Origin of the sequence: Neoroseomonas rubea (assembly GCF_016106015.1) — a bacterium.
In the GTDB taxonomy this organism is placed as follows: domain Bacteria; phylum Pseudomonadota; class Alphaproteobacteria; order Acetobacterales; family Acetobacteraceae; genus Neoroseomonas; species Neoroseomonas rubea.
On sequence record NZ_JACADQ010000012.1, the window covers coordinates 1 to 15335 of the forward strand.

General features: G+C 71.0%; 17 protein-coding genes. 12 read left to right on the forward strand and 5 right to left on the reverse strand.

From position 1 onward, the window contains the following. The first annotated feature begins 47 nt into the window (after positions 1–47). Complete coding sequence (locus tag HW577_RS02915; protein WP_198374560.1) at positions 48–1325, forward strand: NAD(P)/FAD-dependent oxidoreductase; 1278 nt, start codon at positions 48–50, stop codon at positions 1323–1325. Here the strand turns inward: HW577_RS02915 and HW577_RS02920 are convergent. After that, the gene (locus HW577_RS02920) at positions 1303–2244 is read right to left on the reverse strand and encodes a 3-hydroxyacyl-CoA dehydrogenase NAD-binding domain-containing protein (RefSeq protein ID WP_198374561.1); all 942 of its coding nucleotides are present in this window, start codon (positions 2242–2244) and stop codon (positions 1303–1305) included. The genes HW577_RS02915 and HW577_RS02920 overlap by 23 nt on opposite strands. A gap of 100 nt (positions 2245–2344) precedes the next feature. On the opposite strand from HW577_RS02920, the gene HW577_RS02925 reads away from it, so the two are divergent. The 3 genes from HW577_RS02925 to HW577_RS02935 are packed head-to-tail and all read left to right on the forward strand — an operon-like array spanning position 2345 to position 4931. After that, positions 2345–3187 carry a serine hydrolase gene (locus tag HW577_RS02925; protein WP_198374562.1) on the forward strand — a complete coding sequence of 281 codons (843 nt, stop codon included), beginning with the start codon at positions 2345–2347 and terminating at the stop codon, positions 3185–3187. A 2-nt stretch (positions 3188–3189) separates the two neighbouring features. Continuing rightward, a complete protein-coding gene (locus HW577_RS02930) occupies positions 3190–4065 on the forward strand; it encodes an HTD2 family dehydratase (protein WP_198374563.1) in 876 nt (291 codons plus the stop codon). Continuing rightward, positions 4062–4931 carry an HpcH/HpaI aldolase/citrate lyase family protein gene (locus HW577_RS02935; RefSeq protein WP_198374564.1) on the forward strand — a complete coding sequence of 290 codons (870 nt, stop codon included), beginning with the start codon at positions 4062–4064 and terminating at the stop codon, positions 4929–4931. Before HW577_RS02930 ends, HW577_RS02935 begins: the two co-directional genes overlap by 4 nt. Positions 4932–5007: 76 nt before the next feature. Here the strand turns inward: HW577_RS02935 and HW577_RS02940 are convergent, their stop codons facing one another. After that, positions 5008–5310: a putative quinol monooxygenase gene (locus tag HW577_RS02940; protein WP_198374565.1), complete on the reverse strand. Its 303-nt coding sequence runs from the start codon at positions 5308–5310 to the stop codon at positions 5008–5010. A gap of 52 nt (positions 5311–5362) precedes the next feature. Further along, complete coding sequence (locus HW577_RS02945) at positions 5363–6622, reverse strand: D-amino acid dehydrogenase (protein WP_198374566.1); 1260 nt, start codon at positions 6620–6622, stop codon at positions 5363–5365. 130 nt (positions 6623–6752) lie between these two features. On the opposite strand from HW577_RS02945, the gene HW577_RS02950 reads away from it, so the two are divergent. Then, entirely contained in the window at positions 6753–7199 is a 447-nt protein-coding gene (locus tag HW577_RS02950; protein ID WP_198374567.1) for an Lrp/AsnC family transcriptional regulator, read from the forward strand. Here HW577_RS02950 and HW577_RS02955 read toward each other — a convergent pair. Next, positions 7196–7465, reverse strand: coding sequence for a hypothetical protein (locus HW577_RS02955; protein WP_198374568.1), 270 nt, complete (start codon positions 7463–7465; stop codon positions 7196–7198). The two genes, HW577_RS02950 and HW577_RS02955, sit on opposite strands and share 4 nt — an antisense overlap. Beyond that, positions 7465–8388 carry a dihydrodipicolinate synthase family protein gene (locus HW577_RS02960; RefSeq protein WP_232474642.1) on the reverse strand — a complete coding sequence of 308 codons (924 nt, stop codon included), beginning with the start codon at positions 8386–8388 and terminating at the stop codon, positions 7465–7467. The genes HW577_RS02955 and HW577_RS02960 overlap by 1 nt, the downstream gene beginning before the upstream one ends. 57 nt (positions 8389–8445) lie before the next feature. Here HW577_RS02960 and HW577_RS02965 point away from each other — a divergent pair, with 57 nt between their 5' ends. From HW577_RS02965 to HW577_RS02995, 7 genes are read left to right on the forward strand one after another with little or no spacing between them, the layout of a single operon-like run. Beyond that, a complete protein-coding gene (locus HW577_RS02965) occupies positions 8446–9585 on the forward strand; it encodes a 2-methylaconitate cis-trans isomerase PrpF family protein (protein ID WP_198374570.1) in 1140 nt (379 codons plus the stop codon). Between the two features lie 58 nt (positions 9586–9643). Next, a complete protein-coding gene (locus HW577_RS02970) occupies positions 9644–10621 on the forward strand; it encodes a Bug family tripartite tricarboxylate transporter substrate binding protein (protein ID WP_198374571.1) in 978 nt (325 codons plus the stop codon). Then, positions 10618–11469 carry an amidohydrolase family protein gene (locus HW577_RS02975; RefSeq protein WP_198374572.1) on the forward strand — a complete coding sequence of 284 codons (852 nt, stop codon included), beginning with the start codon at positions 10618–10620 and terminating at the stop codon, positions 11467–11469. Before HW577_RS02970 ends, HW577_RS02975 begins: the two co-directional genes overlap by 4 nt. 14 nt (positions 11470–11483) lie before the next feature. Beyond that, the gene (locus HW577_RS02980; RefSeq protein ID WP_198374573.1) at positions 11484–12323 is read left to right on the forward strand and encodes an amidohydrolase family protein; all 840 of its coding nucleotides are present in this window, start codon (positions 11484–11486) and stop codon (positions 12321–12323) included. Further along, positions 12320–13168 (forward strand): HTD2 family dehydratase, encoded by an 849-nt coding sequence (locus HW577_RS02985; RefSeq protein WP_198374574.1) that lies wholly within the window; start codon positions 12320–12322, stop codon positions 13166–13168. The genes HW577_RS02980 and HW577_RS02985 overlap by 4 nt, the downstream gene beginning before the upstream one ends. Then, entirely contained in the window at positions 13165–14367 is a 1203-nt protein-coding gene (locus tag HW577_RS02990) for a CaiB/BaiF CoA transferase family protein (RefSeq protein WP_198374575.1), read from the forward strand. Before HW577_RS02985 ends, HW577_RS02990 begins: the two co-directional genes overlap by 4 nt. After that, a complete protein-coding gene (locus tag HW577_RS02995) occupies positions 14364–15335 on the forward strand; it encodes a Bug family tripartite tricarboxylate transporter substrate binding protein (RefSeq protein WP_198374576.1) in 972 nt (323 codons plus the stop codon). Before HW577_RS02990 ends, HW577_RS02995 begins: the two co-directional genes overlap by 4 nt.

Sequence of the window (15335 nt, forward strand, 5' to 3'; positions counted from 1 at the left end):
CGACCGGCGCGCTGCCGGGCCGGCTGGTGCGCCGCGCCGCCTGATCCGTGCGCGCACTGCCGCCGAGCCTCTACGCCGAGGGCGCCGCGCCCGCCGCGCCGACGCCGCCCCTGGAGGGTGCGGTGCGCGCGGATGTCTGCATCGTCGGCGGCGGCTTCACCGGGCTGTCGGCGGCGCTGCACCTGGCCGAGATCGGCACCGACGTCGTGGTGCTCGAGGCGCGGGAGCCTGGCTGGGGTGCCTCCGGGCGTAATGGCGGGCAGGTCAATCCCGGGCTGAAGCCCGACCCGGACGAGGTGGAGCGTGATTTCGGCCCGGACCTCGGCGGGCGGATGCTCGCGCTGTCCTATGGCGCGCCCGATGCGCTCTTCGCCCTGGTGCGGCGCCACCAGATCGCCTGCGAGGCGCGGCAGGAAGGCACGATCCGCGCCGCGATCGACGCGCGCAGCGTGGCTTCGGTCGCGCGGAGCGCCGAGCAGGGCGCGCGGCGCGGCTGGCCCGTGTCCTTCGCATTGGCCGAGGAAGCGGCCGCGATGACGGGCACGCGGCGCTATGCCGGCGCGATGCTCGATGCGCGTGGGGGCGACGTGCAGCCGCTCTCCTACGCCCGCGGCCTGGCGCGCGCGGCCATGGCGCAGGGTGCGCGCATCCATGGCGACAGCCCGGCGACCGGCATCGCGCGCGATGGCGCTTCCTGGCTGGTGACGACGCCTTCGGGCGAGGTGCGCGCGGCGCATGTCGTGCTCGCGACCAATGGCTACACGGATGACCTCTGGCCCGGGCTGCGGCGCAGCGTCGTGCCGGTGTTCAGCTCGATCGCAGCGACGGAGCGGCTGCCGGAGGAGATCGCGCGTGGGATGATGCCGCGGCGCGCCTCGCTCTACGAAGCCGGCCGCATCACCGTCTACTACCGCATCGACCGCGCGAACCGTCTGCTGATGGGCGGGCGCGGGCCGCAGCGGCCGATCGGGGATGTCGCGCCGATCCGCTACCTGACGGACTATGCGGCGCGGCTCTGGCCTGCGCTGGCCGGCGTTCGATGGACGCATGGCTGGAACGGGCAGCTGGCCATGACGCCCGACCACTACCCGCATCTGCACGAGCCCGCGCCCGGCGTGATCGCCGCACTCGGCTACAATGGCCGGGGCGTCGCCATGGCAACCGCAATGGGACGACAGATCGCGCGCCGCCTGACGGGCACGCCGGGCGAGGCGCTCGACATGCCCGTCACCTCCATCCGCCCCATCCCCTTCCACGGCTTCTGGCGCATCGGCGTCGCGGCGAAGCTGTGGGAAGGGCGGATCAGGGACCGGCTGGGGCTTTAGCGCGGGCTTCGAGCAGCCGCACCAGCGCCGCGTCGCGCCGGCGCGCGAGGTCGGTGGTCGAAGCCCCGCCGGTCCCCTCGGCAACGCCGGCGACGAGCATCTTCTGGACGGCCGCGTTCACCTTGGGATCGCCCAGGTCCATCCACCAGGATTCGAGGGCGGGCAGCAGGTGCTTGAGAAAATGCTCGATGCCCCCTTCCCCGCCGGCGAGATGGAAGGTGGTGTGCGGGCCCATCAGCGCCCAGCGCAGGCCGGGGCCTTCGCTGATGGCGGCGTCCACGTCGGCAACGCTCGCCACGCCCTCCGCGACCAGATGCACCGCTTCCCGCCACAGCGCGGCCTGCAGGCGGTTGGCGAGATGGCCGGGCACTTCCTTGCGGATCTCGATCGGGTGCTTGCCGATGGCGCGGTAGAAGGCCATCGCGGCCGCGACGGCCTCCGGGCTGCCCTTCGCGCCACCCACGACCTCGACCAGCGGGATCAGATGCGGCGGGTTGAAGGGGTGGCCAATCACGACGCGCTCCGGATGCGCGCAGCGTTCCGACAGGCGGCTTGCGAGCAGGCCGGAGGTGGAGGAGGCGATGACCACATCGGCAGGCAGCGCCGCATCGATGCGCGCCAGCAGATCCTGCTTGATCTCGAGCCGCTCCGGCGCGCTTTCCTGCACGAAGTCGGCCCCCGCGCAGGCCGCCGCCGGATCGGCGTCGAAGGTCCAGGCATTCGGGTCGGCATCGCCCTTGCCGCCGAGCCGCATCAGGATCGGCCAGGCATCGGCAATCATCCGTCGCAGCAGGTCCGGCGCGCCGGGCGAGGGATCGCTGGCGGAGACCGAGATCCCGCGACTCAGGAAATAGGCCGCCCAGGACGCCCCGATGGTGCCCGCGCCGATCACCGCGACGCGCCTGATCTCCGTGCGCATGCCGTCTTCTCCACTGCGTTGCGGGGCGAGCCTATCGCGCCCCGCCCGCCCTGGCCACGCGCCGGCACCCGGTCTAGCGTGCGCCGCCGAGGAGGACGCCATGCAGGATCTTGTCGCGCGGATGAACGCCATCTGCGACGCGCAGCCCTTCGATACGACGTGGTACGCGAAGGACCTGGCGACGGGCTGGGAAGCCGATCGCGGCGGCGATGTCGTGGTGCCATCGGCCAGCACCCGCAAGACCTCCATCCTGATGCACGCGCTGTCGAAGGTGCATGAGGGCGCGCTGCGCCTGGACGAGCCCTGCACCATCGAGCAGCGCCTGCAGGAAGGTGTGGACAGCGGCACCTACCAGTACATGACCCCGGGCTGCGTCATTCCGCTGCGCGATGCGCTCGTGAACATGATCATCACGAGCGACAATGTCTGCACGCAGATCGTGCTGGAGCGGCTGGAACGGGACGCGTTGAACGCCTGGTGCCGACGCATCGGCATGGTGGGCACGACGCATCGCGTGAACTTTCCCCCGCCCGGCCTCGCCTGGGACCATCCGGTCGATGCCGTGGCGAGCACCACGGCGCGCGACCAGGGCGTGCTGCTCGACCGCATGGCGGCAGGCGCGGCCGACGCGGGCGCCGCGGCCCTTCTCGGCGCGACGCGCGAGCTCTGCCAGCTGGGTCTCGACATCCTGTCCTGGCAGAGGCTGCGGAACCTGATCCCGTCCTTGCTGCCGGCACGGACAAAAGTGGCGAACAAGACGGGGCGCGGGCCGCGTGGCCGCATGGATGCGGGGCTCGTCTACAGGAACGACCGCCCGCGCTTCATCATCAGCGTCTTCACTGACCGCGTGCCGGAGACGCTGCCGGACGAGCTGCCCGGCTATACGGCAGCCTACGCGACCGCGGGCCGTCTTGCCCGCCTCTGCTGGGATACAATGGACTGACCATGACGACCGACGCCGAATTCGAGGCCGCGATCGCGGCGCTGCAGGACTGGGTGGGCCGCGAGCGGATCGTGGAGGACGAGATCGGCCTCTCCTCCGCCCGGCGTATCGCGGGGATGCTCGACATCGATCCCGCTTCACTGAAGCAGGGCGACGGCCTGCCGCCGCACTGGTTCACCATGTTCTTCCCCGACATCGCGCAGCAGCGCGACATCGGCCCGGACGGGCACCCGAACAAGGGCGTCTTCCTGCCGCCGATCCCCCTCCCCCGCCGCATGGGCGCGGGGCGCCGCGTGAAGATCGACGGGTCCCTCCGCATCGGCGAACCCGCCATCAAGCGCGCCATAGTCGCGCAGGTCGCGCCCAAGATCGGCCGTACGGGACGCATGGCGGTGCTGACCATGCGCCATGTGATCGAGACGCGCGGTAAGGTCATAGCCGTCGACGAGTTCGATGCACTCTATCGCGAGGCGCCACAGCCCGGCCAGGCGAGCCCAACCTCACCGCCGCAGCCCGCGCCGGGCAACGCGGCCTTCGCGGACAAGGTGCTGCTCTCCTCGCCGCTCGTCTTCCGATATTCCTCCGTCACCTGGAACGCGCACCGCATCCACTACGACGCCGACTATGCGCGGGAGGAGGAAGGCTATCCGGCGACGGTGCAGAATGGCGGGCTGACGATGCAGCTGATGCTCGACGCCGCGCTGAAGCGTGCGACGGGGCGACTTGCGGGCTTCACCGCGCGGCTCGCGCGCCCGCTCTGGGTGGGCGACACCGTCACGCTCTGCGGCGCCGCGCAGGCGGATGGCAAGATGGAATGCTGGGCGGCCGACAAGGACGGCCATCTCTGCGCCACCATGAGCCTTGAGTTCGCGGCATGAGCCGCGCGGCACCCGCGACCTGGCGGTCGCTGATGTTCGTGCCCGCGACGGGCGATAAGTTCGTCGCCCGCGCGCACACGCGCGGCGCCGACGTGATCATCCTGGACCTGGAGGATTCGATCCCGCCGGCCGAGAAGCAGGCCGCGCGCGACGCGCTGCCGAAGGCGTCCGCGACCGTCGGCCAGGCGGGGGCGGAAGTCGCGGTGCGCATCAACCGACCGCTCGACATCGCCGTGCCGGACATCGCGGCCGCGATCATGCCGGCTGTCGGCACGCTGATCTTGCCCAAGGTGATGGGGCCCGAGCATATCCGGCTGCTCTCGGAAGCCGTCGCCGCGCGGGAAGCGGCGCAGGGCATGCGGATCGGCCACACCCGCTTCGTCGCGGTGGTGGAGACGCCGGATGCGCTGCCGCAACTCTCCGCCATCGCATCGGCCGATCCGCGCGTCGTGGCCCTTGGCGTCGGTGCCGAGGACCTCTCTACGGAACTCGAGGCCGTGCCGGGCGCGGACCTGCTCTATCATTTCGGGATGATGGTCGTCGCCGCGGCGCGCGCCGCGCGCATCCAGCCCATGGGCTCGGTTGGACCCTTTGCGGATTTCTCAGACCTGGAGGCCTATCGCGCCTCGCTGCGACGGTCACGCGCGCTGGGCTTCGCCTGCCAGGCCTGCATCCATCCGGCGCAGGTCGCGATCATCAACGAGGAATACGGCCCTTCCCCGGCCGAGGTGGAACGCGCAAGGCGGCTGATCGCGGCCTTCGATGCAGCTCTCGCCGAGGGCAAGGGCGCGGTGGCATTCGAAGGACAGATGATCGATCTGCCGGTGGTCGAGCGCGCGCGGCGGGTGCTGGCCCGGGTGAAGTAGCGGGGGAGGAGAACCTCCCCCGCGCCCCCTCCCTTCTTTGTCCGTTTGGTTCCAGAGAAGGTCGCGGGGGGGAGCGTCACATCTCGCACATCGTCAGCACGCGCTTCTCGATCAGCGGCGTATAGGCTTCCCGCACCTTCGGCATGCGCGGGTTCTGCGTGTGCGCCGTCACAGCGTCGCGGTCCTTGTAGACCTCGACGAGCATGATGCGGCCTTCGTCGCGCGTGCCGTCGGCCTTCAGCGGCTGCAGCACCTCAAAGCGCTCGCAACCGGGCTCCTCCTGCGCGGTCAGGCGCGCATGCTCGCGGATCAGGGCGTCGAAGGCGGCGTGGCAGCCGTGCTTCGGGTGGAACTCGACGTGGATGGCGATCTTGGGCATGGCAGGGTCCTCCTGCCACGCAGCCTTGCAGGGAAGTCGCCGGGCGTGAAGATCAGGCTGCCGCGTAGCGGTCGAGCGCCAGATCCGCCGTGTCGATCTCCGGCTTGCGGCCCGTGACGAGATCCGCGAGCACACGAGCCGAACCGCAGGCCATCGTCCAGCCCAGCGTGCCGTGGCCCGTGTTGAGATGCAGGTTCTTCAGACGCGTTGGGCCCACCACCGGCGTGCCGTCCGGCGTCATCGGGCGCAGGCCGGTCCAGAAGGCCGCGTCCGCCACGTTCCCGCCGCGCGGGAACAGGTCGGTGACGGAATGCTCCAGGGTCTCCCGCCGTGGCTTGCGGAGCTGGAGCGAGAAGCCGGCAAGTTCCGCGGTGCCGCCGACGCGGATCCGGTCGCCGAGGCGCGTGATGGCGACCTTGTAGGTCTCATCCATCACGGTCGAGACCGGCGCGCCATCCGCGTCCTTCACCGGCAACGTCAGCGAATAGCCCTTCACCGGATAGACCGGCACGCGGAGCCCGAGTGGCGCGAGCAGTTCCGGCGTGAAGGATCCGAGCGCGGCGACATAGGCATCCGCCGTCTCGACGCCCTGGTCGGTCACGACGCCCGTCACGCGATCGCCTTCGCTCGTCAGGCCGCGGATCGCGACGCCATAGCGGAACCGGACGCCGACCTGCTCGGCCATGGCGGCGAGGCGCTGGGTGAAGATGTGCGCGTCACCGGTCTCGTCCCCCGGCAGGCGCAGCCCGCCCACGAACTTGCCCTGCACATGGCGCAGCGCAGGCTCGGCGGCGATGCAGCCGGCCGGGTCGAGCAGCTCGTAGGGCACCTTGAAGGTGTCGAGCACCGCAGTGTCATCGCCCACATGGTCAAGCTGCTTCTGCGTGCGGAACAGCTGCAGCGTGCCCATGCTACGCCCGTCATAAGCAATGCCGGTCTCCCGCCGCAGGTCGCCCAGGCAATCGCGGGAGTATTCCGCGAGCCGCACCATGCGCGTCTTGTTCAGCCGATACGCCGCCTCGGTGCAGTTCGCGAGCATGGAGGCGAGCCAAGTGTAGAGCCGCCGGTCCGCGCGCGGCCACAGCACCAGCGGGCGATGACGCATCATCAGCCACTTGAGCGCCTTCACCGGAATGCCCGGCCCCGCCCAGGGGGCGGAATAGCCGTAGGAGAGCTGGCCGGCATTGGCGAAGGAGGTCTCCATGCCCGCCGCCTGCTGGCGGTCGAGCACCGTCACCTCATGCCCCGCACGCGCCAGGTACCAGGCGCTGGTGACGCCGACGACGCCGCTGCCGAGGACGATGACGCGCATGGTGGGCCCTCCGATCCGAGGCCCTCATGATGCGATGCCAGGCGATGCAGATGCTGCCGAAGAGGCGGTGCTTCTGCTATCTTACCTCAAATTGTTCGTATTTTCTGCGATTTCGTGACAGGTTCTGCGGATGCTCGACGAAGCCGACCAACGCATCCTCCGCGCCCTCCGCCAGGATGGGCGCATCACCAACGCGGCACTCGCGGAGGCCATCGGCCTCTCCCAGTCCGCCTGCCTGCGCCGCCTCCGCCTGTTGGAATCGCGCGGCGTCATCCGCGGCTACACCGCCATCATCGAGGAGCCGGAGGCGCGCGACACCGTCACCGTCATCGTGCAGATCACGCTCGACCGGCAGACCGAGGAACATCTCTCCCGCTTCGAGCATGCCGTGCGACGCCTCGCGGAAGTGCGCGAATGCTACCTCATGACCGGGATGTCGGATTACCTGCTGCGCGTGGAAGTGCGCGACGCCGCGGATTACGAGCGCGTCCACAAGGAGCAGTTGTCGCGCCTGGCGGGCGTGGCGCGCATCCAGTCCTCCTTCGCCATTCGCAGCGTCATCCGCGCGCGCGCCTAGAGGGCGGCGGCGATCTCTGCCCATTCCTGGTCGAGCGTCGTCGCCGGCTGCCTCCGCCCGGCGCGGCGATACCAGTACTCGGCGTTGAAAAGGTCGCCTTCCTTCCGGTGCAGATAGGCATGCACCCAGGCACCCTCGGCGGTCTCGACGGATTGCGCGAGCTCGTGCGCGCCGTTCCAGTCCCCGCGTGCATCCCACCACAGGGCTGCCAGCAGCGGCGCCAGCCCTTCGGCGCTCTCGCGCCGCGCCAGCGCCGCCGCGTCCATCAGGCCGCCGCGGCGAGAGGCTGCACGCGGGACAGGCGCGCGAGCAGGTAATCGACCTCTGCCGCCGTCTCCGCGCTCAGCTTCGGCCCCGGGGCGCGCAGCGTGGCATGCGCGATGATACCGCGCTTCACCAGCACGTATTTCCGGATTGCCAGGCCGAGGCCCGGCTGCACTTCCGTGCGGATTAGCGGCAGGTGCAGGTCGAACAGATCCTGCGCTGCGTCCCGCTGCCCGGCCCACATCAGCCTGCAGACGCCGACCAGCATCTCGGGGAAGGCGTAGCCCGTCATGATGCCGTCCGCGCCGCGGGAGAGTTCCTCGGGCAGGAACTGGCCGCCGACGCCGCCCAGGATCGACAGGCGCGGCATCTTACCTTCCGCCTCCAGGCGCCGCACCGCGGTCAGCTTGTCGAGGCCGGGCCAGTCCTCCGCCTTCAGCATCACCACGCGGGCGTCCTGCGCCATGCGCGCGATCATCGGCGCCGTCATGGTGATGCCGGTCAGCTGTGGATAGTCCTGCAGCACGAAGGGCGCGTCGATCGTCTCGACCGCCTGGGCGATGTAGGAGACGACGGCCTCGTCCCCCTTCAGCCCCGGCGGCGGCGAGACCATGATGCCGGCCGCGCCGAGGTCGAGCACCGCGCGCGAGAGCGCCTTCATCTGCGCGAAGCCGGGCGCCGAGGCGCCGACCACCACCGGCACGCGCCCCGCGACGCGTTTCAGTACGCGCGCGACGAAGGCGACGCTCTCCTCCTGCGTCAGCTTCGGCGCTTCCCCCATCACGCCGAGCAGCGTCATCCCGGACGCGCCGGCGGCAAGGAACGCGTCGGTCATGCGGTCCGCGCTGTCGAGGTCGAGCGCGCCGTCGGGCAGGAACGGCGTGGGGGCGATGACGAAAACGCCCTTGGCGGATCGGTCGAGCATGGGCATCCCTTCCGGCTGGAACCGCCCCACCATAGCGCCCGCGAGAGGAACCGCCAGATGGACCAGGCCTTCATCCCCGCCGTCTTCATGCGCGGGGGCTCCTCCAAGGGCGTGTTCTTCCACCGGAAGGACCTGCCGGAGGACCGCGCGCGACGCGACGCCATCTTCCTCTCCGTCCTCGGCAGCCCCGACCCCTATGGGCGGCAGCTGGACGGATTGGGCGGCGGCATCTCCTCGCTCTCGAAGGCGGTCATCATCGGGGCGCCGACACATCCGGACGCGGATGTGGACTACCTGTTTGCCCAGGTCGCGGTGGACCGGCCGCTGGTGGACTGGTCGTCCAATTGCGGCAACCTCTCCTCCGCCGTCGGTCCCTTCGCGGTGGATGAGGGGCTGGTGCGCGCCAGCGACGGGGAAGCGCTGATCCGCATCCACCAGGTGAACACGCAGCGCATCATCCATGCGCGCTTCCCCGTGCGCGGCGGGCGCGCCGCGGTCGCGGGCGAATTCGCCATGGCGGGTGTCGCGGGCACGGGCGCGCGCATCCGGCTGGATTTCCTCGCACCTGGCGGCGGCGCCACGGGCGCGCTGCTGCCGACCGGCAACCCGCGCGACACGCTCGAGCATGAGGGCCGGCGCTATGCTGCGACACTCGTCGATGCCGCGAATGCCTGCGTCTTCCTCGATGCGCGCGAACTGGGCCTATCCGGCACCGAGAGTCCGGACGCGATCGAGGCCGATGCCACGCTGATGGCGCGCCTCGACGCGCTGCGACGCCTCGCCGCGGTCTGCATGGGCCTTGCCGAGCGACCGGAGGATGCGCCGCTCGCCATCCCAAAGGTCGCCGTCGTCGCGCCGCCGGCGGAATATCGGGCGCTCGACAGCGCATCGATCGCCGCCGGCACGCACGACATCGCGGTGCGCATGATCTCCATGGAGCGCGCCCACCGTGCCGTACCGCTGACCGGGGGCATGGCGCTCGGCGTCGCCTGCCGGATCGAGGGATCCCTTCCCCATGCGCTGGCCGCGCCGCTCCGGACGGAGGAGGTGCGCGTCGCCAATCCCTCGGGCCTGCTGTCCGTCGGCGCCGAGGTTTCGCGTCGCGAAACGGGATGGTTCGCGGACAGCGCCGTAGTGTTCCGCAGTGCGCGGCGGCTGATGCAGGGCGCGGTCGCCGTGCCGATGCGCCTGCTTTGAAGCGCGCCCCGCGCGTGGCATATCTGGGCACGTCCAGGAAACACCGGGGAAACCTCCCATGATCCGCCGCCGCCCGCTGCTCGGCGCCACCGCGTTGCTCATCCCTTCCGTCGCACGGGCGCAGGCGGTATGGCCGGATCGCCCGATCCGCGTCGTCGTGCCCTTCGCCGCGGGCGGCAATGCGGATGTCGTCGCGCGCATCCTGCAGCCACGCCTGCAGGAGAAACTCGGCCCGCCCGTGGTGATCGAGAACCGCCCCGGCGCCGGTGGCGCGGTCGGCGCCGCCGAGGTCGCGCGAGCCCGGCCCGACGGCTACACGCTGCTGATCGGATCGAACGGCCCGCTCAGCGTGAACCCCGCCGTGCAGGCCCGCCTGCCCTACGATGCCGAGCGCGACTTCGCGCCCGTCGCGATGGCCATGCAGGTGCCGCATTGCCTGATGGTGCAGCAGGGCGCGCCGCAGCGCAGCCTGGCGGATGTCATCGCCGCCTCCCGCGCGCAACCCGATGCGCTGGGGGCCGGCACCGCCGGCGTGGCGAGCGCGACGCATCTCTCGCTCGAAGCGTTCAAGCTCGCCTCGGGCGCGCGCATCCTGCACGTGCCTTATCGCGGCGGTGGCGCGGCGCTCCCGGATTTCGTGGCCGGCAACATCCCTATGCTGTTCACTGAGTTCTCCACCGCCCTGCCGCTGCACCGCGACAGCAAGGGGCGCATCCTCGCGGTGGCCTCGGCGGCGCGGCTGAACGCGCTGCCCGACGTGCCGACCATGATCGAACAGGGTGTCGCAGGCTTCACCGCGGCGTCTTATGTCGGGCTGCTCGCCCCCGCCGGCACGCCGGCGGAGGTGCTGCGTCGGCTTGGCGAGGCGATGACCGCCATCGTCGCCGAAGCCGACTTCCGCCAGCGCATGGAAGGCATGGGCGGCGAGGCGGCGACCGGCGCGCTCGCCACGCCCGCGGGCTTCGCCACCTTCATCCGGGACGACCTCAACCGCTCGCGCGAAGTCGTGCGCGCCGCCGGCATCACCGCACAATGACGGCGCGAGCAACCCCGCCCGGCGCGACAGACTGCCACTGCCACATCTTCGGCCCCGCGGCGCGTTTCCCCTATGCCGAGCCGCGGTCCTACACGCCGGAAGACGAGACGCTCGAGGACTACCTCGCGCTGCTCGACCGGCTCGGCCTCGATCGCGGCGTCATCGTGCAGCCTTCGGCCTATGACCGCGACAATGCCTGCACGCTCGATGCGCTGCGCCGCGCGCCGGACCGGTTGCGCGGCGTTGCCGTGGTGGGCGCCGAGGCGACGGAGGCGACGCTGCGCGCCATGCACCGCGACGGCATCCGCGGCCTGCGCGCGAACGAGTACCGGCGCGACGGCGTCGCGGCCTATCACGGGGGCGTTCGCCTCGCGGAGATCGAGCCCTTCTTCCCGCTGATGGCCGAGCTCGGCTGGCACCTGCAGTTATGGATCGACGCGCGGCATCTGCCGGAGCTTGAGCCGCGGCTCGCGAAGGTGCCCGTGCCGATCGTGGTGGACCACATGGGCCGCATGCACCACAGCCATGGCGTGAACGACCCGGGTTTCCAGGCGCTGCGCCGCGGCGTCGCGGAAGGGCGCTACATGGCGAAGGTATCCGGCACCTATCGGTTGGGCGCTACGAAGCCCTACTATCTCGAGGCGAAGCCGTTCCACGATGCGCTGGTGGCGGCCAATCCGGATGCGCTGGTGTGGGGCACGGACTGGCCGCATCCGCGCCCGGACGGCGGCCGTCCCGATGCGGGACGGCTGCTCGAGGTCTTCCTCGACTGGACGCCGGATCCCGTGCTGCGGCGAAAGATCCTGACCGATACGCCGGCGCGCCTCTACGATTTCCCGCCCGCCTGAACGAGCGAGACCGCATGGCTTCCGACCGCCGCCCGACCTTCGCGCTGCCACCCGGCACCTGCGACACGCATGTCCATATCTGGGGGCCCTTCGACCGCTTCCCGGTCGCGCCCGGCGCGCCCTATACGCCGCCCGAGCGCAACCGCGACGACCTCGTCGCGCTGCATGCACGGCTCGGCGTGCAGCGCGCCGTCATCGTCCAGACCACCGTCTACAAGGCCGACAACAGGGCCATGCTCGACGGCATCGCGCGAAGCGGCGGCGCCTGGCGCGGCGTCGCGCTGGTGGATGAGACGTTCGGGGATGCGGAATACCGCGCGCTGGACGATGGCGGCGTGCGCGGCGTGCGCTTCGGCTTCGTCAAGCACCTCGGCGGCATCCCGGACCTCGACCTGGTGCGCCGCACGGCCGACCGCATCGCGGAGATGGGCTGGCATCTGGTGCTGCACCTCGATGCCGCGAACATCCCGGAGTTCGAGGCGCTGCTGCGCTCCTTCCGCCTGCCCGTCGTGATCGACCATATGGGCCGCGTGCCGGTGGCCGATGGCCTTGATCAACCGGCCTTCCGCATCCTGCTCGACCTGTTGCGCGCGCCCAATTGGTGGGTGAAGGTCTCGGGCAGCGAGCGCATCTCCGCCGCCGGCCCGCCCTTCCGGGACGCCATCCCCTTCGCCCGCGCGCTGATGATAGCCGCACCGGACCGGGTGCTCTGGGGCACGGACTGGCCGCATCCCAATGTGCGCTGGATGCCGGACGAGGCCGACCTCGTGGACCTGCTGCCCGAATTCGGCGACGCGGCCGCGCTGCAGCGCCTGCTGGTCGACAACCCCGCACGCCTCTACGGCTTCGCATGAGCGGCAACCTGCAATCCTGGATCGGCCGGACGCGCAGCGTCGAGGATGAGATGGCCGCGCCACTCGTCCGCCGCATGGCCGCGCTGACCGACCGCGCCGACATCTCGTGGGAGCATGGCGCGGTGGTGCCCGCGCATTGGCTCTGCATGCTGTTCGACGATGCCGCGCCGCAATCGGCCCTCGGCCCGGATGGCCACCCGGCGAAGGGCGACTTCCTGCCGCCCGTGCCCCTGCCGCGGCGGATGCTCGGCGGGCGGCGCCTCACCTACACCGCCCCCGTACGCGTGGGGGACAGGCTCACGCGCGTAACGGAGATCGCCGCCATCACGCCGAAGGTCGGGCGCAGCGGCGCGATGATCTTCGTCATGCTGCGCCACACCATCACCGGCCCCGCGGGCCTCGTCGCGACGGAAGAACAGGACATCGCCTATCTCGAGGCGAAGCGGAACGCGCCCGCGCCGAAGGATCCGCCGGCCACCGTGCCGAATGCCGCCTGGCGGGAGCCCTTCGCACCGGATCAGACGACGCTGTTCCGCTACTCCGCCCTCGCCTTCAACGGTCACCGCATCCACTACGATCCGGATTATGCGCGTGACGTCGAGGGCTATCCGGCGCTCGTCGTGAACGGCGGCGTGACGACGCTCTTCCTGCTGGAAGCGGCACTGCGCCATGCACCAGGCGCGCGCATCCATGGCTATGACGCGCGCACGCTGCAGCCGCTGTTCTGCGGCCGGAAGGGCGCGCTCTGCGGCGACGCGCCCGATGCGGAAGGGCGCCGCACCCTCTGGGCCGAGGACGAGACCGGCGCGATGGCGCTGCGCCTGACGGCGAAGGTCGCACCATGAGCGGGCCCCTCGCCGGCATCCGCGTGCTCGACCTCTCGGCGGTCGTGGTCGGGCCCATCTGCACGCATGTGCTCTGCGAGCACGGTGCGGAGGTGATCAAGGTGGAGGCGCCGACCGGGGACCTGCTCCGCCACCTCGCCGGCAAGGGCCGCAGCGCGGGGATGAACGGGAAGTTCCTGAACTTCAACCGCGGCAAGCGCTCGCTCGCGATCGATCTGAAGAAGCCGGCCGGCATCGCCGCGCTGCGCCGCGTCGCCGCCACCGTCGATGTCTTCGTCACCAACATCCGGCCGGACGCGCAGGCGCGGCTCGGCGTCGATGCCGATGCGCTGCGTGCCCTCGCGCCGCGGCTGATCCATTGTTCCATCACCGGCTTCGGCTCGGGCGGCCCCTATGCGGGGCGGCCGGCCTACGACACGGTCATCCAGGGGGCGGCGGGCGTCGCCGGCGCCTTCGCCGCTTCCACCGGCGAACCGCGCTATACGCCCTTCCTTGTTGCTGACCACACGGTCGGCCTGATCGCGGCACAGATGATCGGCTTCGCCCTGTTCCGCCGCGAGCGGACCGGCGTCGGCGAGTCGATCGAGGTGCCGATGTTCGAGAACATGGCCGCCTACATCATGCAGGAGCATCTCGGCGCGCATTCCTTCCGCCCGCCGATCGGCCCGCCCGGCGACCACCGGGTGCTGAGCCCGGACGGCAAGCCGCTGCCGACGAAGGACGGCTACATCTGCATCTCCGCCAACACCGACGCGCAGGCGCACGCCTTCTTCGATGCGATCGGCCGGCCGGAGCTCAAGACCGACCCACGCTTCGCGACGATCGCGCAGCGCGTCCAGCACACGAAGGACTACTTCCACATCCGCGCCACCTCGCTGGGCGGGCGGACGACGGCGGAGTGGCTCGAGATCCTCGACCGGATGGACGTACCGGCCGCTCCGTACAACAGCCTCGCCTCGCTCGTTGAGGACCCGCATCTCCTCGCCGTCGGCATGGTGCGGGAGGAAGAACACCCGACCGAGGGTCCGACCTGGGCGATCGGTGCGCCGAACCGCTTCTCCGGTGGCAATGCGCCGGCGCGCGCGCCCGCGCCGCGCCTCGGCGCGGATGGCGCCGCGGTGCTCGCGGAGGCGGGCCTGCCGCCCGAGGAGATCGCAGCTCTGCGCCACGACGGCGTGCTCATCGAGGATCGCGCATGACCCTTTTCACCCGTCGCGCCGCCATCACCGGCGCCACGCTCGCCCCCTTCGCCGTCGTGCAGGCGCAGCCGGCCTGGCCTGACCGGCCGGTGCGTCTCGTCGTGCCCTTCACGCCGGGTGGGTCCACCGACATCCTCGCGCGCGCCATGGGCCAGCGCCTGTCGGAGATCTTCGGCCAGCCCTTCGTCATCGAGAACCGCCCGGGCGCGGGCGGCACTCTGGGATCGGAACAGGTTTTCCGCGCTGCGCCGGACGGCCACACGCTGATGATGGGGCATATCGGTACGCTCGCGGTGAACCCGGCGCTCTACCGCAACCTGTCGTTCGACATCGGTGCCTTCGTGCCCGTCGCGCTCGTCGCCAACGTCGCGAACTTCCTCGTCGTGACGAACCGGCTAGAGGCAACCGACGTGCGGTCGCTGATCGCGCTGGCCAAGCGCGATCCGGGGCGCCTGACCTACGGATCGGGCGGCAATGGCAGCGCCGCGCATATCGCCGTCGTCGCCTTCATGGAAGCCACGGGGACCGAGATGACCCATGTGCCCTATCGCGGCACAGGCCCGATGATGAACGACCTGATTGCCGGCACCATCAACCTGACGATGACGGGCGGACCACCCGCGCTGCCGCCGGTGCGGGCGGGACAGCTGCGCGCGCTCGGGATCTCTTCGCGCGAACGCCTGGCGTCGGCCGCCGACATCCCGACGATCGCCGAACAGGGCGTGCCGGGCTTCGAGGCGCTGCAATGGTACGGCATCGTCGCCCCGCCCGGCACGCCCGCGCCGCTCGTGGCGCGGCTGAACGAGGCATGCAACGGAATTCTCGGGGAGGCGCCGTTCCGCGCGCGGCTGGAGACCGAGGGCGCGACCGCGCAGCCCGTCACGCCCGCGGCCTTCGGCGCCTACATCGCGGCCGAGCGCGAGCGCTGGGGTGCGCTGATCCGCCGCGCCAATGTCACACTGGGCTGA